Annotated in this window: 26 protein-coding genes and 1 pseudogene; 17 read left to right on the top strand and 10 right to left on the bottom strand. The window is 69.0% G+C overall.

All coding sequences use genetic code 11. The features are described 5' to 3' along the window. Positions 1–175 precede the first annotated feature (175 nt). Together AC1RCS_RS09550 and AC1RCS_RS09545 are read left to right on the top strand one after the other, a co-directional pair. Positions 176–1,381 (top strand): MFS transporter, encoded by a 1,206-nt coding sequence (locus tag AC1RCS_RS09550; RefSeq protein WP_255591468.1) that lies wholly within the window; start codon positions 176–178, stop codon positions 1,379–1,381. Between the two features lie 97 nt (positions 1,382–1,478). Further along, a complete protein-coding gene (locus tag AC1RCS_RS09545) occupies positions 1,479–3,545 on the top strand; it encodes a hybrid sensor histidine kinase/response regulator (RefSeq protein ID WP_218294672.1) in 2,067 nt (688 codons plus the stop codon). A gap of 36 nt (positions 3,546–3,581) precedes the next feature. Here the strand turns inward: AC1RCS_RS09545 and arsB are convergent, their stop codons facing one another. The 3 genes from arsB to AC1RCS_RS09530 are packed head-to-tail and all read right to left on the bottom strand — an operon-like array spanning position 3,582 to position 5,567. Further along, positions 3,582–4,646 carry an ACR3 family arsenite efflux transporter gene (gene arsB / locus AC1RCS_RS09540; RefSeq protein WP_218294673.1) on the bottom strand — a complete coding sequence of 355 codons (1,065 nt, stop codon included), beginning with the start codon at positions 4,644–4,646 and terminating at the stop codon, positions 3,582–3,584. Positions 4,647–4,706: 60 nt separating this feature from the next. Further along, positions 4,707–5,198: an ArsI/CadI family heavy metal resistance metalloenzyme gene (locus AC1RCS_RS09535; protein ID WP_218294674.1), complete on the bottom strand. Its 492-nt coding sequence runs from the start codon at positions 5,196–5,198 to the stop codon at positions 4,707–4,709. A gap of 42 nt (positions 5,199–5,240) precedes the next feature. After that, positions 5,241–5,567, bottom strand: a complete 327-nt coding sequence (locus AC1RCS_RS09530) for an ArsR/SmtB family transcription factor (protein ID WP_218294675.1) — start codon at positions 5,565–5,567, stop codon at positions 5,241–5,243. A gap of 292 nt (positions 5,568–5,859) precedes the next feature. On the opposite strand from AC1RCS_RS09530, the gene AC1RCS_RS09525 reads away from it, so the two are divergent. Together AC1RCS_RS09525 and AC1RCS_RS09520 are read left to right on the top strand one after the other, a co-directional pair. Then, entirely contained in the window at positions 5,860–6,915 is a 1,056-nt protein-coding gene (locus AC1RCS_RS09525) for a methionine ABC transporter ATP-binding protein (RefSeq protein WP_218294676.1), read from the top strand. A gap of 14 nt (positions 6,916–6,929) precedes the next feature. Further along, a complete protein-coding gene (locus tag AC1RCS_RS09520) occupies positions 6,930–7,595 on the top strand; it encodes a methionine ABC transporter permease (RefSeq protein WP_218294677.1) in 666 nt (221 codons plus the stop codon). Between the two features lie 123 nt (positions 7,596–7,718). On the opposite strand, the gene AC1RCS_RS09515 is transcribed toward AC1RCS_RS09520, so the two are convergent. Beyond that, positions 7,719–8,684: a tripartite tricarboxylate transporter substrate binding protein gene (locus AC1RCS_RS09515; protein ID WP_492245000.1), complete on the bottom strand. Its 966-nt coding sequence runs from the start codon at positions 8,682–8,684 to the stop codon at positions 7,719–7,721. A 142-nt stretch (positions 8,685–8,826) separates the two neighbouring features. After that, positions 8,827–9,918 carry a tartrate dehydrogenase gene (locus AC1RCS_RS09510; protein WP_492244878.1) on the bottom strand — a complete coding sequence of 364 codons (1,092 nt, stop codon included), beginning with the start codon at positions 9,916–9,918 and terminating at the stop codon, positions 8,827–8,829. 105 nt (positions 9,919–10,023) lie between these two features. Between AC1RCS_RS09510 and AC1RCS_RS09505 the strand changes: the two genes are divergently transcribed. Continuing rightward, the gene (locus AC1RCS_RS09505; protein WP_492244877.1) at positions 10,024–11,004 is read left to right on the top strand and encodes a LysR family transcriptional regulator; all 981 of its coding nucleotides are present in this window, start codon (positions 10,024–10,026) and stop codon (positions 11,002–11,004) included. 91 nt (positions 11,005–11,095) lie between these two features. Then, the gene (locus tag AC1RCS_RS09500) at positions 11,096–11,725 is read left to right on the top strand and encodes an Lcl C-terminal domain-containing protein (protein ID WP_218341044.1); all 630 of its coding nucleotides are present in this window, start codon (positions 11,096–11,098) and stop codon (positions 11,723–11,725) included. A gap of 33 nt (positions 11,726–11,758) precedes the next feature. On the opposite strand, the gene AC1RCS_RS09495 is transcribed toward AC1RCS_RS09500, so the two are convergent. After that, entirely contained in the window at positions 11,759–12,601 is an 843-nt protein-coding gene (locus AC1RCS_RS09495; RefSeq protein WP_492244876.1) for an EamA family transporter, read from the bottom strand. 123 nt (positions 12,602–12,724) lie between these two features. Here AC1RCS_RS09495 and AC1RCS_RS09490 point away from each other — a divergent pair, with 123 nt between their 5' ends. Beyond that, the gene (locus tag AC1RCS_RS09490; RefSeq protein WP_218341046.1) at positions 12,725–13,630 is read left to right on the top strand and encodes a LysR family transcriptional regulator; all 906 of its coding nucleotides are present in this window, start codon (positions 12,725–12,727) and stop codon (positions 13,628–13,630) included. A gap of 113 nt (positions 13,631–13,743) precedes the next feature. Here the strand turns inward: AC1RCS_RS09490 and AC1RCS_RS09485 are convergent, their stop codons facing one another. The 3 genes from AC1RCS_RS09485 to AC1RCS_RS09475 all read right to left on the bottom strand — a co-directional run bounded on the left by AC1RCS_RS09485 (position 13,744) and on the right by AC1RCS_RS09475 (position 15,324). Then, positions 13,744–14,052 carry a hypothetical protein gene (locus tag AC1RCS_RS09485; protein ID WP_218294683.1) on the bottom strand — a complete coding sequence of 103 codons (309 nt, stop codon included), beginning with the start codon at positions 14,050–14,052 and terminating at the stop codon, positions 13,744–13,746. Between the two features lie 115 nt (positions 14,053–14,167). Next, positions 14,168–14,716: a GNAT family N-acetyltransferase gene (locus tag AC1RCS_RS09480; RefSeq protein ID WP_492244875.1), complete on the bottom strand. Its 549-nt coding sequence runs from the start codon at positions 14,714–14,716 to the stop codon at positions 14,168–14,170. Further along, complete coding sequence (locus tag AC1RCS_RS09475) at positions 14,713–15,324, bottom strand: helix-turn-helix domain-containing protein (protein WP_492244874.1); 612 nt, start codon at positions 15,322–15,324, stop codon at positions 14,713–14,715. Before AC1RCS_RS09475 ends, AC1RCS_RS09480 begins: the two co-directional genes overlap by 4 nt. A gap of 271 nt (positions 15,325–15,595) precedes the next feature. Here AC1RCS_RS09475 and AC1RCS_RS09470 point away from each other — a divergent pair, with 271 nt between their 5' ends. The 9 genes and pseudogenes from AC1RCS_RS09470 to AC1RCS_RS09430 all read left to right on the top strand — a co-directional run bounded on the left by AC1RCS_RS09470 (position 15,596) and on the right by AC1RCS_RS09430 (position 24,639). Beyond that, entirely contained in the window at positions 15,596–16,684 is a 1,089-nt protein-coding gene (locus AC1RCS_RS09470; RefSeq protein ID WP_492244873.1) for a DUF6817 domain-containing protein, read from the top strand. 103 nt (positions 16,685–16,787) lie between these two features. Then, the gene (locus AC1RCS_RS09465; RefSeq protein ID WP_492244872.1) at positions 16,788–17,585 is read left to right on the top strand and encodes a MetQ/NlpA family ABC transporter substrate-binding protein; all 798 of its coding nucleotides are present in this window, start codon (positions 16,788–16,790) and stop codon (positions 17,583–17,585) included. A gap of 123 nt (positions 17,586–17,708) precedes the next feature. Next, positions 17,709–18,917, top strand: a complete 1,209-nt coding sequence (gene solA / locus AC1RCS_RS09460; protein WP_492244871.1) for an N-methyl-L-tryptophan oxidase — start codon at positions 17,709–17,711, stop codon at positions 18,915–18,917. A 141-nt stretch (positions 18,918–19,058) separates the two neighbouring features. Continuing rightward, the gene (locus tag AC1RCS_RS09455) at positions 19,059–19,550 is read left to right on the top strand and encodes a rhodanese-like domain-containing protein (protein WP_492244870.1); all 492 of its coding nucleotides are present in this window, start codon (positions 19,059–19,061) and stop codon (positions 19,548–19,550) included. A 59-nt stretch (positions 19,551–19,609) separates the two neighbouring features. Then, positions 19,610–20,545 carry a serine O-acetyltransferase EpsC gene (epsC, locus tag AC1RCS_RS09450; RefSeq protein WP_492244869.1) on the top strand — a complete coding sequence of 312 codons (936 nt, stop codon included), beginning with the start codon at positions 19,610–19,612 and terminating at the stop codon, positions 20,543–20,545. Further along, positions 20,542–20,814 (top strand): helix-turn-helix domain-containing protein, encoded by a 273-nt coding sequence (locus tag AC1RCS_RS09445; protein ID WP_218341053.1) that lies wholly within the window; start codon positions 20,542–20,544, stop codon positions 20,812–20,814. The genes epsC and AC1RCS_RS09445 overlap by 4 nt, the downstream gene beginning before the upstream one ends. 78 nt (positions 20,815–20,892) lie before the next feature. Next, complete coding sequence (locus AC1RCS_RS09440) at positions 20,893–21,825, top strand: family 2A encapsulin nanocompartment shell protein (protein ID WP_218341054.1); 933 nt, start codon at positions 20,893–20,895, stop codon at positions 21,823–21,825. An 8-nt stretch (positions 21,826–21,833) separates the two neighbouring features. Then, positions 21,834–23,891 (top strand): annotated as a pseudogene (locus AC1RCS_RS09435) (family 2A encapsulin nanocompartment cargo protein cysteine desulfurase). Between the two features lie 196 nt (positions 23,892–24,087). After that, complete coding sequence (locus tag AC1RCS_RS09430) at positions 24,088–24,639, top strand: NADPH-dependent FMN reductase (RefSeq protein ID WP_218294693.1); 552 nt, start codon at positions 24,088–24,090, stop codon at positions 24,637–24,639. Positions 24,640–24,807: 168 nt separating this feature from the next. On the opposite strand, the gene AC1RCS_RS09425 is transcribed toward AC1RCS_RS09430, so the two are convergent. Beyond that, entirely contained in the window at positions 24,808–25,452 is a 645-nt protein-coding gene (locus AC1RCS_RS09425; protein WP_218294694.1) for an FMN-dependent NADH-azoreductase, read from the bottom strand. A gap of 261 nt (positions 25,453–25,713) precedes the next feature. On the opposite strand from AC1RCS_RS09425, the gene AC1RCS_RS09420 reads away from it, so the two are divergent. Continuing rightward, a complete protein-coding gene (locus tag AC1RCS_RS09420; protein ID WP_492244868.1) occupies positions 25,714–26,661 on the top strand; it encodes a LysR family transcriptional regulator in 948 nt (315 codons plus the stop codon). Positions 26,662–26,801 lie beyond the last annotated feature (140 nt).

The raw sequence follows: 26,801 nt of genomic DNA, 5'->3' as shown, positions 1-26,801 counted from the left end.
CGTGTCTGTCGGGCAAGTCCGGCGCCCCCTGGGCGCGGATGCCGCGCGGGCCAGTGCTGGCCGGTGAATTCGTCCGAACCACCGGGCGGCCGGCGGCTCAGGGCCGCGCGGCGGTTTGCGGGCCATTGGCGGGTGTGCCTGCACCGTGGCGCGCGCCGCCCCACAATCGGGTCATATGACATCTTCTTCGACGATGCTGCGGCTGATCAGCCTGGCAGCTTTCTGCAGCATGGCGTCCATGCGTGTGTGCGACCCCATGCTGGTGTCCCTGTCCCATGAGTTCCATGTCACCACGGGCGATGCCTCCGCCGTGGTGGCGGCCTTCGCGGTGGCCTATGGCGTGCTGCAACTCGTCTACGGACCGCTGGGGGACCGGCTGGGCAAGCTGCAGGTGATCATTGGCGCCACGTCAGCCTGCGCGGTGTTCAGCGCGGCCACCGCGCTGGCGCCCAGCTTCACCGTGCTGGTGGTCGCGCGTGCGGCCATGGGGGCGGCGGCGGCGGGGATCATTCCGCTGTCCATGGCCTGGATCGGTGACGAGGTGGACTATGGGCAGCGGCAGGAGACGCTGGCGCGCCTCATGGTGGCCACCGTCACGGGGATGATGGCCGGCCAGTGGTTTGGCGGCTTTGCCACCGAAACCCTGGGCTGGCGTGGCGCGTTCGCCGTGCTCTCGGTGCTGTTCATGACGGCGGCGGTGCTGCTGCTGCGCCGCCTGCGGGCCGGCGGGGCCGCAGCGGCGCACCCCGCGGGCGCGCAGGAGCCTGGGGCCGGGTTTTCGCTGGCGGCCTACCTGGCCAGCACCCGGAACCTGCTGCGCATGCCGCGCGTGCGCTGGGTGCTCGCGGTGGTGTCCATCGAGGGGGCGCTGGCCTTTGGCACGCTGGCCTTCGTGCCCGCGCGCCTGGTCGACGGTTTCGGCCTGTCGGCCTCGGCGGCTGGCGGCGCGATGGTGCTCTATGGCGTGGGCGGGCTCCTCTACAGCATGTTCGCCCGCCGGTGGCTGGCCGCGCTCGGCGAACAGGGGCTGGCGCTTGCCGGGGCCTCCCTGATCGCCAGCGGCCTGTTGCTGCTGGCCTGGGCGCCGTGGGTGGCGTGGGCGGTGCTCGGGTGTTTCCTGGCGGGCATCGGTTTCTACATGCTGCACAACACGCTGCAGGTGCAGGCCACGCAGATGGCGCCGCAGGCGCGCGGCACGGCGGTCACGCTGTTTGCGTGCCTGCTGTTCCTGGGCCAGTCCCTCGGGGTGCTCGCCGTGGCGTTCAGCGTGGACCGGGGATGGCTGCCGCCCGTGTTCTCGGTGGCGGCGCTGGGGATCTTCGTGCTGGGTTTCCTGGTGTCGCGCCGGGTGCAGCGGCGCGGCGCCGTCGCGGGCGCCTGAGGGTGCCGGGGTTCGCGAAGCGGTGGCGCTTCGCCTGTAGACTGCATGCACTTTGTGCCTGGGCGCCAGCCCCTGCTGCCGCCGCGCCCCATCCACCATGAACGATTCCCCGCCCGCCACCGTGCTGCCATTTCCCCGCGCCGAGGGCGCCATGAGCGAGAAGGTGCGCCGCTACGACTGGGCGGGCAGCGCGCTGGGGCCCATGCAGGCATGGCCCGCCACGCTGCGCTACTGCGTCGAGGCCCTGCTCGCGTCGCGCTTTCCGTCATGCCTGGTCTGGGGGGCGCAGTTCACCACCATCTACAACGATGCGTTCCGCCTGATATTGGGCAACAAGCCCGAGGCGCTCGGGCGCTCGTTCAAGGATGTGTGGAGCGAGGCCTGGCCCACCATCGGTCCCATCGCCGAGCGCGCCTATGCCGGCGAAGCCACGTTCATCGAGGATTTCCCGCTGGAGGTGAACCGCTACGGCCACCCCGAGCAGGCCTATTTCACGTTCTGCTACAGCCCGGTGCGCGACGAGCACGGCGCGGTGGTGGGCATGCTGGACACCGTGATCGAGACCACCAGCAAGTTCAACGCGCTGCGCCAGTGGCGCGATGTGGCGGCGTCGCTGGAGCAGCAGGTGGCGCAGCGCACGGCCGACCGCAACCGGCTGTGGCAGCTCTCGGACGACGTGCTGCTGGTGGCCCGCCTGGACGGCACCATCACCGCCGTGAATCCCGCCTGGACCGCGACGCTGGGCTGGTCGGAGGCCGAGACCGTGGGCCATCCGCTGGCGGCCTTCGCCCATGGGCACGACATGGCGCAGGTGCAGGACGAAATGGCCCTGCTGGCCACCGAGCCCACGCGCCGCCAGATCACCGCGCGCTACCGCCATCGCGACGGCGGCGAGCGGTGGATCGCCTGGACCGCCGTGCCCAGCGAGGGCTTCATCCAGGCCGTGGGCCGCGACACCACCGAGGAGCACCTGCGCAAGGAGGCGCTCAGCAACGCCGAGGAGCTTTTGCGCCAGAGCCAGAAGATGGAGGCCGTGGGCCAGCTCACCGGCGGCATCGCCCACGACTTCAACAACATGCTGCAGGGCATCGTGCTGCCGCTGCAGCTCATCCGGCAGCGCATTGCCCAGGGGCGCCATGACGAGGTGGGGCGCTACATCGAGTCGGGCCTGGCGGCGGCCAAGCGAGCGGCGTCGCTCACGCAGCGCCTGCTGGCGTTCTCGCGCCGCCAGCCGCTGGATTCCCGGCCCGTGGACCTGGTGTCCTCGCTGGGCGGGCTGGAGTCCATGCTCAAGACGACGTGCGGCGAGAACATCGCGCTGCAGCTGCACCTGCCGCAGGACCTGTGGCCCGCGCTGACCGATGCCCACCAGTTTGAGAGCGCGGTGGTCAACCTGGCGATCAATGCGCGCGATGCCATGCCGGGCGGCGGTGCGCTGTACATCGCGGCCGACAACGTGCATGCCGACGCCGCCACCGCGCAGGCCACGCCGGGGCTGGAGCCGGGCGACTACGTGCGCGTGACGGTGCGGGACACGGGCACCGGCATGACGGGCGATGTGATCGCGCGCGCCTTCGATCCGTTCTTCACCACCAAGCCGCTGGGGCAGGGCACGGGGCTGGGGCTGTCGATGATCTACGGCTTCATGCGCCAGTCCGGCGGCCTTGCGGTGCTGGACAGCGCCGTGGGGCTGGGCACCAGCGTGGCGCTGTATTTCATGCGGTCGCAGCACGAGGCGATGGCCGAGCTGCCCGAGCCGGTGGCCAATCTCTCCAGCGCGCGCCGACCCGATTCCACCCTGGTGGTGGAAGACGACGACACGGTGCGCACGCTGGCCGTGGAACTGCTGCGCGACATGGGTTTCCATGTGATGGAGGCCGCCACCGGCAGCGCCGCCATGGCCCTGCTCTCGGGGGCGGTGCACTTTGACCTGCTGGTGTCCGACGTGGGCCTGCCCGGCCCCAACGGCCGCCAGGTGGCCGACTATGCGCGCGAGAAGTTTCCGTCCATCAAGGTCATCCTGATGACGGGCTATGCCGAGCAGGCGGCCATGACGCCGCAGTTCCTCGGCGCGCAGATGGAGCTGCTGGTCAAGCCCTTCGATGCCCAGACCCTGGTGGGCAAGGTCAACGCGGTGATGGGGCACGGCCCGCGAGACGCCTGAGGGCCATCGCCGGGACGGCCTGCCGCGCGCGGGCCGTCAGATACCGGCTTCATACCAGCCCTTGCTGCGGTTGACGGCGTGCACCACCAGCAGCATCACCGGCACTTCGACCAGGACACCCACCACGGTGGCCAGCGCCGCGCCCGAGTGCAGTCCGAACAGGCTGATGGCGGCGGCCACGGCCAGCTCGAAGAAGTTGGATGCGCCGATCAGCGCCGACGGGCAGGCGATGCTGTGTTTTTCGCCCACGGCGCGGTTCAGGCCGTAGGCCAGCGCGGAGTTGAACAGCACCTGGATCAGGATGGGCACGGCCAGCAGGGCGATCACCAGGGGCTGCCGCAGGATGGCCTCGCCCTGGAACGCGAACAGCAGCACGAGGGTGGCCAGCAGCGCGGCGATGGACCACGGGCCGGTGCGCGCCATGGCCGCCTGGAAGGCCGCTTCGCCCCGGCGCAGAAGCCGCCTGCGCAGCCACTGCGCGATCGCCACCGGGATCAGGATGTACAGCACCACCGAGGCAAGCAGCGTGTCCCACGGCACGGCGATGGCCGACAGGCCCAGCAAAAAGCCCACCAGCGGCGCGAACGCCACGACCATGATGCTGTCGTTGAGCGCCACCTGCGACAGCGTGAACAGCGGGTCTCCGCCCGTGAGCCGGCTCCACACGAACACCATGGCCGTGCAGGGCGCGGCCGCCAGCAGGATCAGCCCGGCGATGTAGCTGTCGATCTGCTCGGCGGGCAGCCAGGGGGCAAACCAGTGGCGGATGAACAGCCAGCCCAGCAGGGCCATCGAAAACGGCTTGACCAGCCAGTTGACGAACAGCGTCACGCCAATGCCCCGCAGGTGCTGGCGCACCCCGGCCAGCGCGCCGAAGTCCACCTTCAGCAGCATGGGGATGATCATCACCCAGATGAGCAGGCCCACCGGCAGGTTGACACGCGCCACCTCCAGCGCGCCCACCGCGCGGGCCGCGCCCGGCAGCCATTGGCCGAGCGCAATGCCCGCCACGATGCACAGCAGCACCCACACGGTGAGGTAGCGCTCGAACACCGCCATGCCGGCGGCCGGGGCGGACTGTGAAGGGTTTTTGGGGTGCATGGGGATGTCAGTGCGCGGGCAGTTCGCGGGCAGGGGTCGTCGGCGTGGGTCCCGTTCGGGTCAGCAGCACTTGTTGGGGTTGGTGGCCGTGGGGCCGCAGCAGGCGGCCCGGCCCGGCTCGGGGATTGAGGGCGCGCCCGTGGGGCAGCAGGCGGCCTGGGCGGGCTGGGCCGCGGCTTCGTTGAACACGGGAATGTTGCCCAGCGTGTGGAAGTGTTCCCACGCCACGCCCTGCGGGTCGGTGATCCAGTGCTTGTCGCTGCGGGCATAGCAGCAGGTGGTGGCGCCTTCGTCCAGCAGGGCCATGTCGGCGCCCTGGGCGCGCGCCTTCAGCTCGGCCAGTTCGCCGGCCTCGTCCACCTGGAAACCCAGGTGGTCCACGCCGGGCTTGTCGCCGCGGGTGGAGATGGCGAAGTTCACGCGCGGGTCTTCGAGCATCCATTTGGCGTAGTCGGCCTCCACGCGCGCGGGGCCGGCCGCGAACAGCCGGGAATAGAACGCGATGCTCTTGGCGAGGTCATCGACATGCAGGTGGACGTGGAATCGCTTCATGGTGGCTTCCTTTCGGCCGTGGGCCGTGGCGTGGGTTGTGGGTCAGCAATCGCAGGCTGCGGTGGCGGTGCCGGGCAGGCAGGCGGCGCCCTGGCAGCAGTTCTCGGTCAGGTAGGCCAGCAGCTCGTTCATGGTGGCAAACGATGCGCGGTAGATCAGGTTGCGGCCTTGGCGCTCCTGGCTCACCAGGCCCGCGTGGGTCAGCTCCTTGAGGTGGAACGACAGCGTGTTGGGCGCAATGCCCAGCTGTTCGGACAGCGCCCCGGGCGTGAGCCCGTCCTGGCCGGCCACCACCAGCGCGCGGAACACGCGCAGGCGCACTTCCTGGGCCAGGGCGGCGAGGGATCGGATGACGTCGGGTTCTTGCATGATTCGATATTACAACAAAAGTTGAAATATAGAATCGTTCTTGGGAGATCATTTTCAAGCCTTCATGAAAAAGCAGGAAAATTGGCGAATTGCGCTGAATGGTATTGCGCCAGATGCTATGCAATTAGGAGCGGTGAAGGTAGACCTATCACGGTCTTCATAACCTGTGGATCTAATCACCCGATTTTTCAATCGTTTGTGAACTTACGATTCGCCGATACAGTCCCGCATCCCATTCCTCACCGCGCGCCACGGACCATCGGCATGTCCTGTGACGCGCCACTGCTTTTTCATGATCGACTTACGGGGTATCACCCAAACCTACCAGGGCTCACAAGGCCCGGTCGAGGCTCTCAAGGGCATCGACCTTCACATCACGCCGGGCGAAGTGTTCGGCATCATCGGCAAGAGCGGTGCGGGCAAGAGCTCGCTGGTGCGCGTCATCAACCTGCTCAACCGCCCCACCACGGGCCAGGTCATCGTCAATGGCCGCGACCTGACCCAGCTGGGCGATGCCCAGCTGCGCGATGCCCGCCGCGAGATCGGCATGGTCTTCCAGCATTTCAACCTGCTGTCCTCGCGCACGGTGTTCGACAACGCGGCCCTGCCGCTGGAACTGGCGGGCATGGACAAGGCCGCCATCCGCGAACGCGTGAACCCGCTGCTGGAGCTGGTGGGCCTGTCGGCCCTGGCCCAACGCTACCCGGCGCAGATCAGTGGCGGCCAGAAGCAGCGTGTGGGCATTGCGCGCGCGCTGGCCAGCCGCCCCAAGGTGCTGCTCTCGGATGAAGCCACGTCCGCGCTCGACCCCGAGACCACGCGCTCCATCCTCGACCTGCTGCGCCAGGTGAACCGGGAGCTGGGTCTCACGGTGGTGCTCATCACGCACCAGATGCAGGTCATCAAGCAGGTGGCCGACCGCGTGGCCGTGATCGAGGCCGGCCGCATCGTGGAGCAGGGCCGCGTGCTGGATGTCTTCACGCGCCCGCAGCAGCCCATCACCAAGAGCCTGATCGACGAGATCCTGCCGCAGGAGCTGCCCGCCAGCGTGCTCGGCCACGTGCGCACGCTCGCAGTTCAGCTCGCTGCCACGGCACCGGACCGCACGGGCCAGCTGCTGCGCCTGTCGTACGCAGGTGACAGCGCGTACCAGCCCATCCTGTCGCAGCTCATCCGCCAGTTCGGCGTGGACATGAGCATCCTGCACGGCCAGGTGGACGAGATCCAGGACGAGACCTTCGGCTCGCTGGCCGTCTATGCCAGCGGCGAGGCCGACCGCCTGCGTGGCGCCGTGGCGCACCTGCGCGCCAGTGGCGTCGCCGTCGAAGAAGTGGCCGTACCGGCTTGAGGAAGGGAAAAAACATGTTCGACAACTTCACCCCGGCCATGCTGGACCTCTTCGCATCGTCGCTGTGGGAAACGCTGGTCATGGTCGGCATCTCCGGCCTGGTCGGCGGCCTGCTGGGCGTGCCGCTGGGCGTGTTCCTGCGCCTCACCGACCAGGGCGGCGTGCTCGAAAACGGGCCCGTCAACAAGCTCGTGGGCTGGCTGGTCAACGCCGTGCGCTCCACGCCCTTCATCATCCTGCTCGTGGCCATCATCCCGTTCACGCGCTTCATCACCGGCTCGTCCATCGGCACGGCCGCGGCCGTGGTGCCGCTGACCATCGCCGCCGCCCCGTTCGTGGCGCGCCTGGTGGAGGCCGCGCTGCGCGAGGTGGACCACGGCCTCGTGGAAGCCGCCCAGGCCATGGGCGCGACCACCAGCCAGATCGTGTGGAAGGTGCTGCTGCCCGAGGCGCTGCCCGGCATCGTGGCGGGCCTGACCATCACCTTCGTGAGCCTCACGGGCTACTCGGCCATGGCCGGCGCCATCGGCGGCGGCGGCCTGGGTGACCTGGGCATCCGCTACGGCTACCAGCGCTTCCTGCCCGAGATCATGCTGGCCGTGGTGCTGGTGCTGATCTTCTTCGTACAGGCCGTGCAGAGCCTGGGCGACTGGGCGGTGCGCAGGCTCAGCCACCGCTGACCCCAGGCACCAGTCGCCTGTTGATTGCTATCTAATTGATAGCTATTGGCGCTTGATGGTAAAGCGTTTGTGGCTGTTTTTTGCTGCAAGTTTGGTGCGGGGCTGTGCCCGCCGCCGGATGCTTCATTCCGCAGAGATCCGGTGGTCCGCCACCAGCCTGGCAAAACGCGCCGTGTCGCTGGCGATCTGCTGGGCCATCTGCGCCGGGGTGTTGCCGACGGGCTCGGCGCCGATGTCCAGCATGCGCTTCCTGAAGTCGGCCGACTGGATCACCTTGACCATTTCGGCGTTGAGCCGTTCCACGACCTCGGGCGGCGTGCGCACGGGCGCGAGCACGCCGAACCAGGTGCCGATGTCGAAGCCCGCGAAGCCGCTCTCCTGCAGGGTGGGCACGTCGGGCAGCGCGGACGACCGCCTGGCCGTGGTCACGGCCAGCGCGCGCAGCTTGCCGGCCTTGATGTGCGGCAGCACGGGCGTCACGGTGTCGAACGACATCGATACCTGGCCGCCCAGCAGGTCGGTGGTCAATGGCCCGCTGCCCTTGTAGGGCACGTGCAGCAGCGGCTGGCCGATGGCCGTGGCGAACTGCGTGCCGATCAGGTGCTGCGCGGTGCCCGCGCCGTTGGAGCCGTACGAGAACTTGTCGGGCGCGGCCTTCACCAGGGCCACGAGTTCCTTCACGTCCCTGGCGGGCGTGGCGGCGCTCACGGCAAGCACATTGGGCACGAGCGCCACGGTGGTGATGGGCGCGAAGCTCTTCTGGAAGTCGTAGCCGAGCTTCTTGTACACGCTGGTGGCGATGGTGTGGTGCACCGCGCCCATCAGCAGCGTGTGGCCGTCGGCAGGTGCCTTGGCCACGTAGTCGGCGCCAATGGTGGCGCCCGCGCCGCCCCGGTTTTCCACGATGACCGGCTGGCCCAGTGCCACGCCCAGCTTTTCGCCCAGTGCGCGCGCCAGCACGTCGGTGGTGCCCCCGGCCGCGAACGGCACGACGATGGTGACGGGCTTGGCGGGCCAGGCCGGGCCCTGCGCGTGGGCCTTTGTGCCGGGCAGCAGGCAGGCGGCTGCGGCGACCGCCGCCAGGGCCATCAGGTAGGGGCGGCGCAGCGGCTGGGCGATGCAGGTGGGATGGGGGGTAGGGCGGCGCATGGTTTGTCTCCGAAAGGGTGGTTGTGCGGCGGGTGCATGGCCTTTGTGGCCTTGTTGTTCTGCCCGCCGGGGGCAAGTGCGGTCAGGCGGCTTTGCGCGCGGCCGGTGCGCTGCTGATGAGCGCGCACACGGCATCGGTCACCTGCGCCGTGGTGGCCGTGCCGCCCAGGTCGCGGGTGTGCAGGGCGGGGTTGGCGGTGACCTGCTCGATGGCCTGCATCACGGCGCGGGCCGCCTCGGCCTCGCCCAGGTGTTCCAGCAGCATCACCACCGACCAGAAGGTGCCGATGGGGTTGGCCAGGCCCTTGCCCATGATGTCGAACGCCGAGCCGTGGATGGGCTCGAACATGCTGGGGTAGCGGCGCTCGGGGTCGATGTTGCCGGTGGGCGCGATGCCCAGGCTGCCGGCCAGCGCCGCGGCCAGGTCCGAGAGGATGTCGGCGTGCAGGTTGGTCGCGACGATGGTGTCCATCGTGGCGGGGCGGTTGACCATGCGGGCCGTGGCGGCGTCCACCAGTTCCTTGTCCCATTGCACATCGGGGAACTCGGTAGCCACCTGCGCGGCGATCTCGTCCCACATCACCATGGCATGGCGCTGCGCGTTGCTCTTGGTGATGACGGTGAGTTGCTTGCGGGGGCGCGATCGGGCCAGGCGGAAGGCAAAACGCAGGATGCGCTCCACGCCCACGCGGGTCATGATGGAGACATCGGTGGCGGCCTCGATGGGGTGGCCCTGGTGCACGCGGCCGCCCACGCCGGAGTATTCGCCCTCGGAGTTTTCGCGCACGATGACCCAGTCCAGGTCCTGGGGCGTGCAGCGCTTGAGCGGCGCGTCGATGCCCGGCAGGATGCGCGTGGGCCGCACGTTGGCGTACTGGTCGAACCCCTGGCAGATCTTCAGGCGCAGGCCCCACAGCGTGATGTGGTCGGGGATGTCCGGGTCGCCGGCCGAACCGAACAGGATGGCGTCCTTGCCGCGCAGGGCGTCCAGGCCAGCGGCCGGCATCATCGCGCCGTGGGCGCGGTACCAGTCGCCGCCCCAGCCGAAATTCTCGAACGCGAACTGCAGGCCGGGGTGCTGGGCGGACAGGGCTTCCAGCACGCGCTGGCCTGCGGGAATCACTTCCTTGCCGATGCCGTCTCCGGGAATGGTGGCGATTTGGTAGGTGGTCATGGGGTGTACAAAGAACGGTGGTGGATGGCTGGACTTTAGGCCGCCGTGCGCACAGGAAATGCCCTGAAAGTGAATCCATCGTTAACCCTGGGTTAACATGGATGCATGAGCTCCAGCACCATCCAGCCCGCCGAACTGGGCTTTTTCTCCACCCTGGCCGCCAGCCCCAGCCTGAGCGCGGCGGGGCGCGAAATGGGCGTGTCCACCGCCGCCGTGAGCAAGCACCTGGCGCAGATGGAGCGGCGCCTGGGCGTGGTGCTGGTGAACCGCTCCACGCGGCGCATGAGCCTCACGCCCGAGGGCGAACTGCTGCTGGAGCACGCGCGCCGCATCCTGCGCGAGATCGATGCGCTCGATGAACTCATCGTGCAGTCCCGGGCAACCCCCAAGGGCCTGCTGCGCGTGAACGCCACGCTGGGCTTTGGCCGCATGCACATCGCGCCGGCCATCTCCGACTTCGTGCGGCTGTACCCCGAGGTGGACGTGCAGCTGCAGCTGTCGGTGCACCCGCCGCCGATCACCGACGACGCCTACGACCTGTGCGTGCGTTTTGGCGAGCCGCCCGACGGCCGCGTGATCGCGCGGCGCATCGCGCCCAACCGGCGCGTGTTGTGCGCGGCCCCGGCGTACCTGGACCGCCACGGCAGGCCGCGCGTGCCGCGCGACCTGATGGAGCACCGGTGCATCGGCATCCGCCAGGGTGACGAGGCCTACGGCCTGTGGCGCCTGACCACCGGGCGCGGGAGCAAGGCGCACACCGAGTCGATCAAGATCACGGGTAACCTGACCACCAATGACGGCGAGATCGCCGTGCTGTGGGCGCTGCAGGGCCACGGCATCGTGATGCGGGCGGAGTGGGACGTGAACCGGCACCTGGCGCAGGGCCTGCTGGAGCCCGTGCTGCCGCAGTACCAGACGCCCGCGGCCGACGTCTATGCGGTCTATCCGCAGCGCCACCAGTTTTCCACGCGGGTGCAGACCTTCGTCACCTTCCTGGCGCAGGCGCTGGCGCGGTCGGGCGCGCTGGCGGGCGTGGCACCGGATGCGGGGCCGCAGGCGGGCAGGCGCACTGCGAAGGTTTCTTGATCTGGCGCGGGGCGCGGGGCGGGCCATGCGGTTAGGCTGTGGTCCATCGCGGCCCACGCCCACCGTGGCCGCGCCGCCCCCCATCCAGCACATGACCACACCGTCCCGCCCACACCTTCATCCCGCCGCCTTGCTGGGCGGCGCACTGGCCTTCGCCACGGCCTGTGCCGCCCCCTGGCCCGCGCGGGCGGCCGAGCCCTTGGCCCCCACCGACTGGGCGCTGTCGAAGGATGGCGCGGTGGTCCTGGACCTGCGCGCCCGGCTGGCCTGGCCGCGCTGCGCCGAGGGCATGCAATGGAGCCGCCAGGCCGGTACCTGCACCGGCAAGCCACGGTTGCTGGACCGCGCCGAAGCCGCGGCGCTGGCCAGCGACCGCTGGAAGGCAGAGGGCGTGGCCTGGCGCCTGCCGCGTGCGCCGGAGCTGCAGCGGCTCATCGACCGCACGGCCAGTCCCCCGGGCCTGAACGCCGCGCTGTTTCCGGCGGCCCCCGCGCAGTGGCACTGGTCCGCCACGGCCAATGTGGCCGCGCAACGGGGCAACCCGTACAACTACAACACTGTCATGCAGGGGCGTTCCGGCGACGCGGCGGCCCAGATGGGGGCGATCAATGGCTGGGCGGTGAACCTGTCCACCGGCGAGGCGCGCGGCGATGTGGCCCGCGCCAGCAAGCTGCCGGTGCGGCTGGTGCGCCCGCTCGGCGAGGCCGAAGCGCCGCAGTAGCTGCCCTGGCCGCCCTGGCCGCTCGCACGGCCTTCAGGACGAGAGTCGCACCATCAGCAGCCCCGCGCACACCAGTGCGGCCGAAGCCATGCGCGCCGCGCCCAGGGGCTCCTTGAGCATCCAGGTGGAAATCAGCGCCACCAGCAGCACGCTGGTCTCGCGCAGGGCCGACACGGCGCCCATGGGCGCGCGCGCCAGGGCCCAGACGGCGATCCAGTAGGCGCCCATCTGCATCGTGCCGGCCGCGGCGCAGCGCCAGAGCATGGGCGGGTCGACCCGGAAGGCGCGGGGCCCTTTCCACCACAGAACGATGAGCGCCGTGGCGATGCCGTCGACCAGCGTGAGCACCACCGCGAAGCCGATGGCCGACCCCGCCTGACGTGCCCCCAGCGCATCCACCACCGTGTAGGCGGCGATCAGCACCCCGGTCAGCAGCGCATACCCCACGGCCCGGCGCTGCGTGCCGCCACCCCGCACGAGCGCCAGCGACAGCACGCCCGCGCACAGGCAGGCAACGCCCCACAGCGCCCCGGCCCCTGGCCATTCCCCCGCGAACACGGCCGCCCCCGCCACCACCAGCAGCGGCGCCGAGCCCCGGGCGATGGGGTAGACCTGCCCCATGTCGCCGTGGTTGTAGGCAATGGGCAAGGCGAAGTGGTAGGCCGTGTGCACCGCAACGGACAGCGCGAGCAGCGGCCAGCTGGCCGCGGCCGGCAGGTTGACCCATGGCAGCGCCAGCAGGGACAGACCGCTGCCCATGAGCGTGGTGATCGCCATGGCGGTGATGCGGTTGCCGCCCAGCTTGATGGCGCTGTTCCAGCCCGCGTTGAGCGCGGCCGACAGCAGCACGATGAGGAAGACGTCGTTGGTGAGCATGGCGATGGGGTTCCGGGGGCTGAGTGAGTGCGCGCAGGGGCCAGTTTTTTGATGGGCGAATGATGTTTTTCAGCCAGACATCTGTAAAGTTGAATTCAATGACTATTGAATTCAGGATTCCTGATGCGAAACCTCAACCTGGACCAGGTCCAGACCCTTGTTGCCATCGCCGACCTGGGCACGCTGGCCGCCGCGGCCCAGGCCCTGCACCTGGCGCCACCGACGGTCAGCCTGCACATCAGTGAACTGGAGTCGCGGCTGGGCGCCGCGCTGGTGGTGCGCGGCCGGCGCCAGGCCAGCCTGACGCCGGCTGGCGAGGCGCTCGTGGCCGGGGGGCGCCGCCTGCTGGCCGGGGCCGACGAGGTGGTGGAGCAGGTGCGCCGGCGCGCGCAGGGGCTGGAAGGCCTGGTGCGCCTTGCCACCACGGCGGGCGTGAGCGCGGGCTTGCTGCCCCGCCTGCTGGAGCGGCTGGCCCGTCAAAGCCCGGGCGTGGATGTGAAGCTGGATGTGCTCAGCTCCGCCGAGGCCATGGCCCGGCTCGGCGCGGGCACGCTGGATCTGGCCATCGTCGCGATGCCGCAGGCCGCCGGCCGCGACGTGCAGGTGCGCCCCTGGCGCACGGACCCCATGGTGGCGCTGATTCCGCCCGCGTGGGATGCGCCGGCGCAGGCCACGCCACAGTGGCTGGCCGGCCAGCGCTGGATGTCCTTCGGACCGGCCACGCAGATGTACCGGCTCATCGCCGGCTGGTTCGCGCAGGCCGGCCTGAACCCCCGCCCCCGCATGGAGCTGAACCACCCGCTGGCACTGCGCAGCCTGGTGGGCGCCGGCCATGGCGTGGCGGTGCTGCCGCTGGAGCAGCCCGGGGTGGCGGGCGGCGATGTGGAGCAGGACAACGCGGGCCTGCAGGTGCGCCCGCTGAGCCCGCCGCTGTGGCGGGAGCTGGGGCTGGCGCGGCGGGCGTCGCAGGTGCACGACACGGCCATCCTGGCGGTGTGGGCGGCTCTGGAGTCCCTGGCCGTGCCGTGACGGGCACTGGCTGCGCGCTACCGTGCCTTGCCGCCTCCCTCATTCCCGGCCCCTGGTCCGTCCAGGCAAGGGCAGGGCAGGGCAAGGCAAGGCAATGGGCCCCCGAAAGAGGCTTACAGCAGCCGGACCTCGAAGTACGCGCCGTCTCCTTCCCCCAGGTCGCGAAACCCCGCCTGCCGCGCGGCGACGCTGGCTTTGCCCCATTGCTTGATCAAGGCGAGGTCACCGGCCGACACGATCTCGGGCGGCGATTCTTCCAGGCTGGACATGGTGTCCAGGGCCGCGGCGACCTGCGCGGGGCCGCCGAGCTGTTTTTCGAGCTCCCTGGCATAGCGTGCCTCGGCGGCCATGCGCTCCCGGGGTGGCAGCTCTTCAGGGTAGTCGCGCAGGGCGACCGCGTAAGTGGATTCAAGAACTTCCATGGCGCTTCTCCGTAAATGATTGACTGTATAAATATACAGTTTTATCGGGCGCGCTGCATGCGGGTTGGTCCGGGGCGGGTGCCGGGGGCGCTGTCCCCGGAGGGGCAGGGAAAGGTCAGATCCGCTTGCAGAAGAACGTGGTGCCGCAGAACGCTCCGTCCGGCATCAGCGCATAGTCGGGCACCACGCCCACGCGCTGCCAGCCGGCGCGCTCGTACAGGCGCTCGGCGTCGCCGCCGGTCACGGTGTCGAGCACGAGCACGGTCTTGCCCTCGGCGCGCGCTGCGTCGTCCACGGCGGCCATGAGCTGCTGGGCGATGCCCCGGCGGCGGGCCTGGCGGTGCACCAGCATCTTGGCCACGTCGGCGCGGTGGGGCTGGTTGTCGGGCATGGCGGTGACGAGCTGCACGGTCCCCACGATGTGGCCTCCCGGGGCCTCGGCCACCAGCAGCACGCGTTCGTTGCGGGCCACGCCGTCGGCCACGCCGCTCCAGAACGCGAGGGCCTTGTCGCGCGGCAGCGGCCACATGAAGCTCACCGACGCCCCACCTTGCACGCAGTCGATCAGCACGTCGGCCAGCGCCGGCACGCTCGCGGCCGCCTCGCGGCCGCCCAGGCGCCGGATGGTGACGGCGGGCGAAGGGGCCCGTGTGTCGGAGGTCATGGTTTTCTCCTCGGGGTGGGGGATGCGAAGCGGGCAGGCGGCAGGCCCATCGTGGTGAGCGCCACCAGGTAGCGCGCGGGCCGCGTGCCCGGGTTGTGGAACACGATGGGCTGGTTGAGCTGCATGGCCAGGCAGTCCCCCGCGCCCAGCGCCCAGGTGGTGGTGCCCACGGTCAGGTCCATGCGGCCTTCCACCAGCCAGACCTGCTGGTGGATGTCGGCATCGTGCACGGCCGAGTCGAGGGCGACGCGCTGGCCGGGCGGAAACTCCACCTCCACCAGCTGCAGCGGCGAGGGCGCGGGCGGCGACAGCCGGCGGCGCACATAGCCCGAGGCCGGGTCCTGCCAGCGGGGCTGGTCGGCGGCCCGGATCAGGGGCGAGGGCAGGGCCTCGCCCTCGGTGCCGTCCTCGAAGAAGGAGGCGAGTGCCACGCTCAGCCCGACGGCCAGTTTGTCCAGCACGGCGGCCGTGGGGCTGCTCTGGCCGCGTTCGATCAGCGAGATGTTGGAGCGGCTCACGCCGCTGCGTTCGGCCAGCGTGTCCAGTGAGTAGCCCCGGGTGTCGCGCAGCTCGCGCAACCGGCGGGCGATGCGGTGGTTGATGTCCATGGCGGCAGTTTAATGGAAATTTATTCCATAAAACTGGAAATTGGTGGCGGCAAGCTCACGGATGGGGGCGTGTCGCAGGATGGGGATGCGGCAGATGGGAGACTTTTTGCTTCTGTTTTCATAGCTGGAAGCGTACATCCATAAAGCGCTGTAGCCATTTTTTATCGAGTTGATACACCCACGTGGCCTTGGCGGCCCGCGCCAGCCGCGCTGATACTGTGTGTACTTTGCATTTCGATCTGCCAGAACAACCGCCGGAGACATTCAGACCATGACGCTGCCTTTTCACACGCTCGACCCCGACTTGTTTGCCCGTGCCCAGCCGCTGCTGGATGAAGAGTGGCTGGCGCGCGACGCCGACCTCGCGCCCGCGCTGCCCACGGTGCTCGCACGCAACGTGGGGCAGGACTGGCACAAGGCGGGCACCTTCCGCCACCATCTGGTGGGCGTGGCGCGCTCGCTCACCGTGTGGCGGCAGCCGCGCGATGTGCGCCTTCTGGGGCTGCTGCACAGCGTGTATGGCAATGCCTTCGTGGACCTGGTGAAGTTCGACCCCGCCCGGGAGCGTGCGCGCGTGCGCGAGATCGCGGGCGAATCGGCCGAGCACCTGGTCTACCTGTTCTGCACGCAGTCGCGCACGCAGTTCGTGCAGCGCGTGCTGGCCGGGCAGCTGGAGCGCGATGGCAGCCTGGCGCTGGAGAAGGACGGCGTGCGCCACGTGCTCACGCCCTACGAGGTGGCGGCGTTCATCATCGTGAGCATGGCCGACGCCATCGAGCAGTGGTTCAGCTGGCAGGACGACATCTTTTCGCGCTTCCCCGCGGTGCAGCACCGTCCCCAGCCGGTGCACTGGGCCGCGTCGCTGTGGCCCGGGCCGATGCGGCCGAGCGGACGCATGGTCTCGCAGATCAACGGCCTGGGCCTGGCGCTGCAGCACCCGGGCCTCCAGGGCCTGCTGCCCACGCCGCCCGTGTTTGCCCATTGCACGCAGCCGCTGGCGGCGGCGGACGAGGCGGCGGCCGCCTCGCTGTACTGGTCGGTGATCCAGCAGGACCAGCCGCTGGTGGACCTGGACGTGGCCACCGGGGTGCTGGAAAGCGCGGTCCGTCACAACCCCTGGGTGGGCGAGCCACAGATGGTGCTGGCGCAGCTGTATCTGTCGGCGGGCCGCAGGCAGGACGCCAGGGCGGCGGCGGACAGCGCGCTGCAACTGTTCAGCGCCTGGGGGAATTCGTGGGACAAGCGGGTGCAGTGGGACGCCTGGGTGGCCTGGACGCGCATCCTGCTTCAGGGCGCGACGGTGGAAGGCACCTGGCCCGAGCGGCTGGACAAGCTCAACAACGTCGCGCTGCGAGGGTGACAAACGTTATTCATATTAATTGTAAGAACATAAAAACTTATTCGTTCCTGTTTTATCGGGGAAACCCTAGGATGCCTGCATCTCTTAACGAAAGGTGTCTTCCGTGAACAAGCGCTCGCTGCTGCAAACCACTCTCGCCCTGGCCCTCGCCACCGGCTTTTCGACCGGCGCCCTGGCGCAGGACAAGCCCCTGAAGATCGGCGTGACGGGCGGCCCCCATGCGCAGATCTTCGAAGTGGTCAAGAAGGTCGCCGAGAAGGACGGTCTCAAGATCCAGGTCGTCGAGTTCAGCGACTACGTGCAGCCCAATGCCGCGCTGTCGGCCGGCGACCTCGATGCCAACAGCTACCAGCACAAGCCCTACCTGGATGCCCAGGTCAAGGACCGTGGCTACAAGCTGGTGCCCGTGGGCTATACCGTCAATTTCCCGATCGGCCTGTATTCCAAGAAGGTCAAGAAGCTCGAAGACCTGAAGGAAGGCGCCAAGTTCGGCATTCCCAACGACCCCACGAACGGCGGCCGCGTGCTGCTGGTGCTGCAGGACAAGGGCCTGATCAAGCTGCGTGACGGCGCCGACCTGAAGGCCACGCCGCTGGACGTGGTGAGCAATCCCAAGAAGCTCAAGTTCGTGGAACTCGATGCCGCCCAACTGCCCCGCTCGCTGGATGATCTGGACGCCTCGGCCATCAACACGAACTTCGCGCTCTCCGCCGGCCTGAACCCGGGCAAGGATGCGATTGCGCAAGAGAACGCCAAGAGCCCCTACGTCAACCTGATCGCCGTGCGCGAAGCCGACAAGGACAAGCCCTGGGTGGCCAAGCTCGTGAAGGCCTACCACTCGGAAGAAGTGCGCAAGTTCATCCAGACCGAGTTCAAGGGTTCGGTGCTGCCAGGCTTCTGATGCTTCCAGCTGCCGGTGCCTGAACGGGCCCCGGCACGGCTTGTCCGCGGGCGTGCCGCACCCTGCGCGGCGCCATGGTGCCGCCCGGCCACCTGCTGCCGGTGCTGATCATCGGATCGTTGCATGGCACATTTCGACAGCATCGTCGTCGGCCTCGGGGCCGTGGGCTGCGCCACGCTGTACCAGCTGGCGCGGCGCGGGGCCAGGGTGCTCGGGCTGGACCAGTTCCAGCCGCCGCACAGCCTGGGCTCCTCGCACGGCCAGACCCGCATCACCCGGCTGGCGGTGGGCGAGGGCGACGAATACGTGCCCCTGGTGCGCCGCTCGCACGAGATCTGGCGCGAACTGGAGGCCGCGACCGGCCAGCCCATCTACACCCGCACCCACGGCCTGGTGCTCGGTCCGCGCGATGGCGCGCCGCTGCACCAGGGACGCCGCCTGGACTTCGTGCACAACACCATCGAGATCGCGCGCCGCCATGGCATAGACCACGAGGTGCTGGACCATGCCGACCTGCGCCGGCGCTACCCGCAGTTCCAGCTCAACGACCACGAATTCGCCTACTGGGAGCGCGACGCCGGCTTCGTGCGGCCCGAGGCCGCCATCAGCGCCCAGTTGCAACAGGCCCAGGTGCATGGCGCCACGGTGCAGACAGGGGTGCGCGTGACCGGCCTCGCGCGCGAAGGCGGGCACCTGCGGGTGGACACCACGCAGGGCCGCTACAGCGCCGGGCAGGTGGTGCTGGCCGCGGGCCCCTGGCTCCCGGGCCTGCTGGGCCAGGAGCTGTGGCATGCCTGGGCACCCCGGCTGGCGGTGTACCGCCAGGTGATGTTCTGGTTCGACGTGGGGGCCGCCAGGCCCTCGTTCGAGCCCGGGGTGTTTCCGGTCTTCATCTGGACCTTTCGCGACGGACCGGACGACTCGATCTATGGGTTCCCGATCGCGGATGCGGGCGCGCCGGCCTTCAAGGTGGCCACCGCACAGTACCTTGAGACCACCACGCCCGATACGGTGGACAGGGTCGTGGCCGATGCCGAGCGGGATTCCATGCTCCAGCGCCATGTGCTGCCGCGCTTTCAGGCCCCAGGCGCCCGCTGCACGGACGCGCGGGCCTGCCTGTACACGGTGACCCCGGACCATGGCTTCGTCATCGACCGCCTGCCCGGCTGGCCGGGCGTGCACGTGGCCTCGGCCTGTTCGGGCCATGGCTTCAAGCACTCGGCCGCCGTGGGGGAGGCCCTGGCGCAGCAGGTGCTCGACCTGCCGGAGCGCCTGGACCTGCGACCCTTTGGGCACGCCTTGCGCGGCCTGCCGTCCGCAGGGCTTGATTGATCAATCTGAAGGATGTTTTGGTTTTATAGAAACCAATTTTTATTCTTTTGGGTTTTATGAGAAGGGTTCTAGAGTGAACACATTGTTCACAGCAGCCCCGCCCATGAGGGCTGCGAAACCCTAGCCTCAAGGACCCCTGCCATGCCTTCATCCGCCATCCAGGACACCCAGGACGCTGTGCTCGCACAGGAACTGGAATCCGCTCGCTCGGTCGCCCTGGCCTCCGGCCTGCCCTATGCGGGCGGCGTTGCGCCCACCGTGGCGTGGAAACTCGTCCTGGCCGGCGATGCCGTGCTGGTGGACGTGCGCTCGGCCGAAGAGCTGAAGTTCGTCGGCCAGGTGCCGGACAGCCTGCACGTGCCCTGGGCCACGGGCACCGCCCTGCAGCGCAACCCGCGCTTCGTGCGCGAGCTGGAGGCCCGCCTGGCCAGCCACGGCGGCAAGGAGGCCACGGCGCTGCTGCTGTGCCGCAGCGGCAAGCGCTCGGCCCTGGCGGCCGAGGCGGCGGCCAAGGCCGGCTTCACCCGTGTCTTCAACGTGCTCGAAGGCTTCGAGGGCGAGATCGATGGCCGCAAGCAGCGCGGCGGCTCCGACGGCTGGCGCTTTCACGGCCTGCCCTGGGTCCAGGACTGAAGAACCGACTGCCCGCGGCCAACCCCCTCACGACTGAACCACTGCTCTCTCTTCTTCCCATGGCCGTCTTCAACATCGAACCCATCGTGCAGTCCCTGCACGCCGTGCGCCGCGACTGGCGCAGCCTGCAAAAGCGCTCCCAGGAGCCGGGCGGGCGCGAGTTCCCATCGCGTGACGCACTGGCCGACATCGTGGACAAGCTCAAGGGCGTGCTGTTTCCCATGCGCCTGGGTCCACCCGACCTGCGCCAGGAGAGCGAGGACTTCTATGTAGGCCACACGCTGGACGCCGCCCTGCACGCGCTGCTGGCGCAGATCCGCCTGGAGCTGCGCTACGTGCTGCGCCACCAGCCGGTGGAAGAGCAGAACATCGAAAAGCGCGCCGTGCAGGCGGCACGCACTTTCGCCGCGGCGCTGCCCGAGACGCGCAGCCTGCTCGACAGCGACGTGCTGGCCGCCTACCACGGCGATCCGGCCGCGCGCAGCGTGGACGAGGTGCTGCTGTGCTACCCCGGCATCCTGGCCATGATCCACCACCGCCTGGCGCACACGCTGTACCAGCTGGAGTTGCCGCTGCTGGCGCGCATCGTGGCCGAGCAGGCCCATGCGCAGACCGGCATCGACATCCACCCCGGCGCGCAGATCGGCGCGGGCTTCTTCATCGACCATGGCACGGGCGTCGTGATCGGCGAGACGGCGGTGATCGGCGAGCGCGTGCGTGTCTACCAGGCCGTCACGCTGGGCGCCAAGCGCTTTCCCACGGACGAGGATGGGCACTTGCAGAAGGGCCTGCCACGCCACCCGGTGGTGGAAGACGATGTGGTCATCTACGCCGGGGCCACGGTGCTCGGCCGGGTGACGCTGGGGCGCGGCGCCACCATCGGCGGCAATGTCTGGATCACGCACGACGTGCCCGCGGGCGGCAACGTGACCCAGGCCCTGTCGCGCCACAACGGGCACCACGACGGCGACGAACCCGGGGTGGGCGTGGCATGAGTGAGGTGCTGGTACGCAGTTTCGGCACCGCCGTGCGGCGCCTGCGCGAAGCGCGCGGCTGGTCGCAGGAGCAACTGGCCGGGCATGCCGACCTGAACCGCTCCTACGTGGGCGAGATCGAGCGCGGCCGCGCCATTGCCTCGCTGGTCACCATTGACAAGCTCTCGCAGGCCCTGGGCGTGAGCAGTGCCACGCTGCTCGGACATTGCGACGAATTGAACAGCGCCCATGTGCTGAAAGGCTCGCGATTGGCGGCTATAGCATGTTGAAGCGATAGCGGGGGAATCCGACACTGGCTGGGAATCGAAACCTGTTCGTTTACCAACCTTTCTGATACGGAGCCTCACATGACGGCAACAGTGGGCGGCACGACCGCCCTGGGCGACAACGCAGCACGGCAACTTGCCAACGCGACCAAGACCACCGCACAACTCTCGACCATCTCGCCGCGCTGGCTCACGCACCTGCTGCAGTGGGTGCCGGTGGAGGCAGGCATCTACCGCCTCAACCAGGTCAAGAACCCCGAGCTGATCAAGGTCACCTGCACGGCCCGCGAGGAAGAGAACCAGTTGCCGCGCACCTTCGTGGACTACGAAGAGAACCCGCGCGAGTTCTTCCTGAACGCCGTGAGCACCGTGCTCGATGTGCACACCCGCATCTCCGACCTGTACAGCAGCCCGCACGACCAGATCAAGGAACAGCTGCGCCTGACGATCGAGACGATCAAGGAAAACCAGGAGAGCGAGCTCATCAACAACCCCGACTACGGCCTGCTGGCCCAGGTGACGGAAGAGCAGCGCGTGTTTCCGCTCACCGGCGCGCCCACGCCGGACGACCTGGACGAGCTGCTCACCAAGGTCTGGAAGGAGCCCGCCTTCTTCCTGGCCCACCCGCTGGCGATCGCCGCCTTCGGCCGCGAGGCCACGCGCCGTGGCACGCCGCCGCCCACGGTGAGCCTGTTCGGCTCGCAGTTCATCACCTGGCGCGGCATTCCGCTGATCCCTTCGGACAAGGTGCCTGTGGCCGATGGCAAGAGCAAGATCCTGCTGCTGCGCGTGGGCGACAAGCGCCAGGGCGTGGTCGGCCTGTTCCAGCCCGGCCTGCCGGGCGAGCAAAGCCCCGGCCTGTCGGTGCGCTTCATGGGCATCAACAACCATGCCATCGCGTCCTACCTGATCTCGCTGTACTGCTCGCTGGCCGTGCTCACGCCCGATGCCCTGGCCGTGCTGGACGACGTGGAGATCAACAAGTACCACGACTACCCCGACACCTACAAGTAAAGCGCCGCGTGGTGACCACTCCATCCTCCCTTCCTGCCAGCGTACCCGCCACGCTGCAGCCGCCGATCGACCCGGCGCTGCTGGCCGGGCTGGTGACGGCCCTGTTCGCGGCCCGGCCTGGCGAAGAGCCGCGCTTTGCCGGGCCGGCCACAGGCCGGCCCTCCACGCCACCGGGCTCGCTGCCTGGTGCGGGGCAGGGCACGCCCTGGCCTCCTGGCGTGCAGGCGCCCGTCAACATCGCACCGGCCGGCTCGCCGCTGGTCAGCCCGGCGGGCTTTGGCCCCGGCGTGCCCGGCACCCCCATCCCGCAAGGGCTGGTGCCGGGTGCCAACCTGGTGCCGGCCTCGCCCACGCCGCTGGCCTCGCTGGCGCACCGTGCGCCGGCCCTGCTGCCTCATGCGGTGGCTGGCAACGGCGTACCCGACTCGGTGATCAGCACCTTGCCGGCCTACGAGCCGCGCTTTGGCAGCGGCGTGCTGGGGGTGCCCGAGGCGGCGTAGCCTTCCGCACCACCCGTCCCATCGACAGCATCGCCGTACTACTTTCTCGGTGAGCGCCATGGCCACCCGCTGGCGGCCGACCGCGCACCGCAGGTGGCACCGCCCGACGGGCATGGCGCCGTTCCCGGCGGGCTCGATGCCCTGGCGCGCCTGCCTTTTGCTGCACCCGAAGTGCCGCGCGTGGGCTCGCCCACGGCCGGCACCGGCGTGCCCAGCACGGTGCCATCGACCGAGCCGCGTTTCTACTTCGCCGACGCCGTGGTGCTGCCCGGCGGCTACACCACGCCCGGCCGTGCCCCGGCTGCCGGCAGCGTCCCGCAGGCCGACCGCAGCGCCCACCCCGCGTTCGACGTGCATGCGGTGCGCCGCGACTTCCCGGTGCTGCAGGAGCGCGTGAATGGCCGCCAGCTCGTCTGGTTCGACAATGCGGCCACCACGCACAAGCCGCAGTCGGTCATCGACCGCATCAGCCACTTCTACGCGCACGAGAACTCCAACATCCACCGTGCGGCGCATGAACTGGCCGCCCGTGCCACGGACGCCTACGAGGGCGCACGCCAGCGCGTGCAGCGCTTCATCAATGCGCCCGACGTGAACGAGGTGATCTTCGTGCGCGGCACCACCGAGGCCATCAACCTGGTGGCCAAGAGCTGGGGCGCGCAGCATGTGGGCGAGGGCGACGAGATCATCGTCAGCCACCTGGAGCACCATGCCAACATCGTGCCCTGGCAGCAGCTGGCGGCTGCCAAGGGCGCGCGCCTGCGCGTGATCCCGGTGGACGACTCGGGCCAGGTGCTGCTCGATGAGTACCAGAAGCTCTTGAACGACCGCACCAAGATAGTGGCAGTCACCCAGGTCTCCAATGCCCTGGGCACCGTGGTGCCGGTCAAGGAGATCGTGGCCCTGGCCAGGCGGGCGGGTGCCACGACCCTGGTCGACGGTGCGCAGTCGGTCTCGCACATGCGGGTGGACGTGCAGGACCTGGGGGCCGACTTCTTCGTGTTCTCGGGCCACAAGGTCTTCGGGCCCACTGGCATCGGCGTGGTCTGGGGCAAGCGTGCGGTGCTCGAAGACATGTCGCCCTGGCAAGGCGGCGGCAACATGATTGCCGACGTGACCTTCGAGAAGACGGTGTTCCAGCCCATCCCGAACAAGTTCGAGGCCGGCACCGGCAACATCGCCGACGCCGTGGGCCTGGGCGCCGCCATCGACTACGTGAACCGGGTGGGCATCGAGAACATCGCGCGCTACGAGCACGAACTGCTGGCCTACGGCATGCGCCACCTGGGTGCGATCCGCGGCGTGCGGCTCATCGGCACGGCCGACGACAAGGCCAGCGTGATGTCCTTCGTGCTCGCGGGCTACACCACGGAAGAGGTGGGCAAGGCGCTCAACGAGGAGGGCATCGCCGTGCGCACCGGCCACCACTGTGCCCAGCCCATCCTGCGCCGCTTCGGCGTGGAGACCACGGTGCGGCCTTCGCTGGCGTTCTACAACACCTTCGAAGAGATCGACCGCCTGGTGGCCGTGGTGCAGCGCCTGGCCGGGCAGCGGCGCGCGGGCTAGCGGCCGACCGGGCGGGCCTTCATGGCGGCGCAATACGCTATACAAAATGCAGCAATTGCGCCGGGCCCGCCGCCCTGCGTTTTCACGGGGCTGTGGCTATCATGGCAAGCGCTGTGTACAGCATGGCCCGGTACGTTCCGGTCGATGCCATGCGGTGCTTTTTTTCTCCGTTGTCGTCCATTCACAAGGAGTTTTCATGAGCAATGTCCAGATCGCCGTCATCGTCGGCAGCCTCCGCAAGGATTCCTTCAATCGCCAGCTGGCCACCGCCATCGCGCGGCTGGCACCGGCGGATTTCCAGTTCACGCAGTTGCGCATTGACGACCTGCCTTTGTACAACCAGGACGACGATGGCCAGCAGGCCGCGCCAGTGTTGCGCCTCAAGCGCGAGATCCAGGCCGCGCAGGGCGTGCTTTTCGTGACGGCGGAGTACAACCGGTCCATCCCCGGCGTGCTCAAGAACGCCATCGACCATGCGTCGCGGCCCTATGGCCAAAGTGCATGGGCGGGCAAGCCCGCGGGCGTGATCGGCGCGTCGGTGGGGGCCATCGGCACGGCCCTGTCGCAGCAGCACCTGCGCAACGTGCTGGCCTACCTTGACATGCCCACCCTGGGCCAGCCCGAAGCATTCATCCATGCCAAGGATGGTCTTTTCGATGCCGATGGCAACGTGGGCGAAGGCAGCAGGAAGTTCCTGCAAGGCTGGGTGGACAAATACGTGGCCTGGGTGAAGGCGCACGCGGCCTGAACGGCCGCGCCATCTGCACCTTTGGCGTCAGCGCGCGCAGGGGCGCAGATGCCGCTCGAAGAAGCTCAGAGGGTCTGCGATCACGGCTGCCCTGATGCGGGGGGCCGCCGGCGGCAGCAGTTGCGGTGCAGCCGGCTGGCGGCGGTCCAGCCCGGCTGCGGATGCCGCTCAGGCTGCCTGTGCCACCCGGGCCTGGTTGGCCGCGACGGTGGTGTGGGCCTGCAGGTCACGGTCGGCATTGGCCAGGGCCGCTGCCTTGGCGTCCGGGCCCATGCCCACGCCTTCGGCGCGCACGAAGCGCACGTCGGTGATGCCGAAGAAACCGAACACGACCTTCAGGTAGCTTTCCTGGTGCTCCAGTGCCTGGCCGCCTTCGCTGGTGGAATACACGCCGCCGCGGCTGGACGCCACGATCACCGTCTTGCCCCCGGCCAGGCCCACGGGGCCCTTGTCGGTGTACTTGAAGGTGCGGCCCGTCTGCGCGATGCGGTCGATCCAGGCCTTGAGCTGGCTGGGTATCGAGAAGTTGTACAGCGGAGCGCCGACCACGATCACGTCGGCGGCCAGGAACTGGCTCACCAGCGCTTCGGACACGGCGTTTTCCTGGCGCTGGAGTTCCGTCGCCGCGGCCTGGCCGGTGCGAAAGCCCAGGGAGTCGGATGACAGGTGCGAAGGCGCCTGGGCGGCGAGGTCGAGGTACTGCACGCTGGTGCCGGGGTGGCTGGCCTGCCATGCGCCCACGATGCGGGCGGTGAGTTCGCGGGAGACGGATTGTTCGCCGGTGATGGCGGAATCGATGTGAAGCAGTTGCATGAGAGAACTCCTTGGGGGTGTGTCAGTGGTGGGACCACGGCGTGTGGCCATGGGATGAATTGTGGGGACGCATCAAAATGTTGATAAGGTAGTGAACTTGCGATAGATTGTTCTATCCATAGAACGATCAGGGCGTGTGATGCGCCTTGCCCTACCGTGGGACCTCCATGCCGGTGATCACTGGGCGCGGGCACAGGCCTTGTGGTCCCGGCTTTCGCGGGCACGTCAACGTGCACAACACGCTCACAACACGCTCTCACCATGCAAGACCTCAACGACATGCTGTATTTCGCCGAAGTGGTGGAGCGGGGCGGCTTCGCCGCCGCCGGGCGGGCGCTGGGGATCCCCAAGTCGCGCCTCTCTCGGCGCGTGTCGGATCTGGAAACGCAGCTGGGCGTGCGGCTGTTGCAGCGCACCACGCGCAAGCTCTCGCTCACCGAGGTGGGAGAAGCCTATCTGCGCCATTGCCAGGCCATGCGGGAATCCGCCCAGGCGGCTGCCGACACCGTGGCCCAGGTGCAGACGGCACCGCGGGGCACCATCCGCGTGAGCTGTCCGGTGACGCTGGCGCAGACCGTGCTGGCCGAGTTGATGCCGCAGTTTCTTGCCACCTACCCCGAGGTGCGGGTGGAGATGCTGGTGAGCAACCGCGCCGTGAACCTGGTGGAGGAAGGCATCGACGTGGCCCTGCGCGTACGGCCCTCGGTGGAGGACAGCGGCAGCATGGTCGTCAAGCGCCTTGACCATGCAACCCAGATCCTGGTGGCCAGCCCGGACCTGCTGATCCGCCAGGGCACCCCCGAGACGCTGGAGGACCTGGGGCGGCTCGACAGCATCGCCATGTCGGCGCCCGATGGCCGGTCCACCTGGAACCTCATCGGGCCCGGCGGTGTGCACCAGGTGGTGCACCACGCCCCCCGCTACGTGGCCGATGACCTCCTGACCCTCAAGATCGCGGCGATGGCGGGCACCGGCATCTGCTGGATGCCGGACTACATGTGCTCCGAGGAAATACGGGCGCGCCGGCTGGTGCGGGTGCTGCCGGACTGGGCTCCCCTGCCCGCCATCGTGCATGCGGTGTTTCCATCGCGCCGAGGCCTGTCCCCGGCGGTGCGGCGTTTTCTGGACTACCTGGGCGAGGCCATGCCCGGACGCAGCAGCCTGAGCACCCGCCAGGCCCTGATGGGGGTGGACGGGGCGGATATCTGAGCCGTGGCTGCGGCGCGGCGCGCCCGGCGTGCGGCGTCGCCGGTCGTGGAAAAGACGGTGCCCCACCCGTGCCACGCCTGCGCCCCGCCTTTTGGCGCCACAATGCAACGAATTGCAACTGTGCGGGCAACCCCTGTGTG

Source organism: Acidovorax sp. GW823-FHT01C06, from assembly GCF_058798375.1.
Note: the sequence above shows the minus strand (reverse complement) of the source record. Positions and strands in the feature narration are given on the sequence as shown.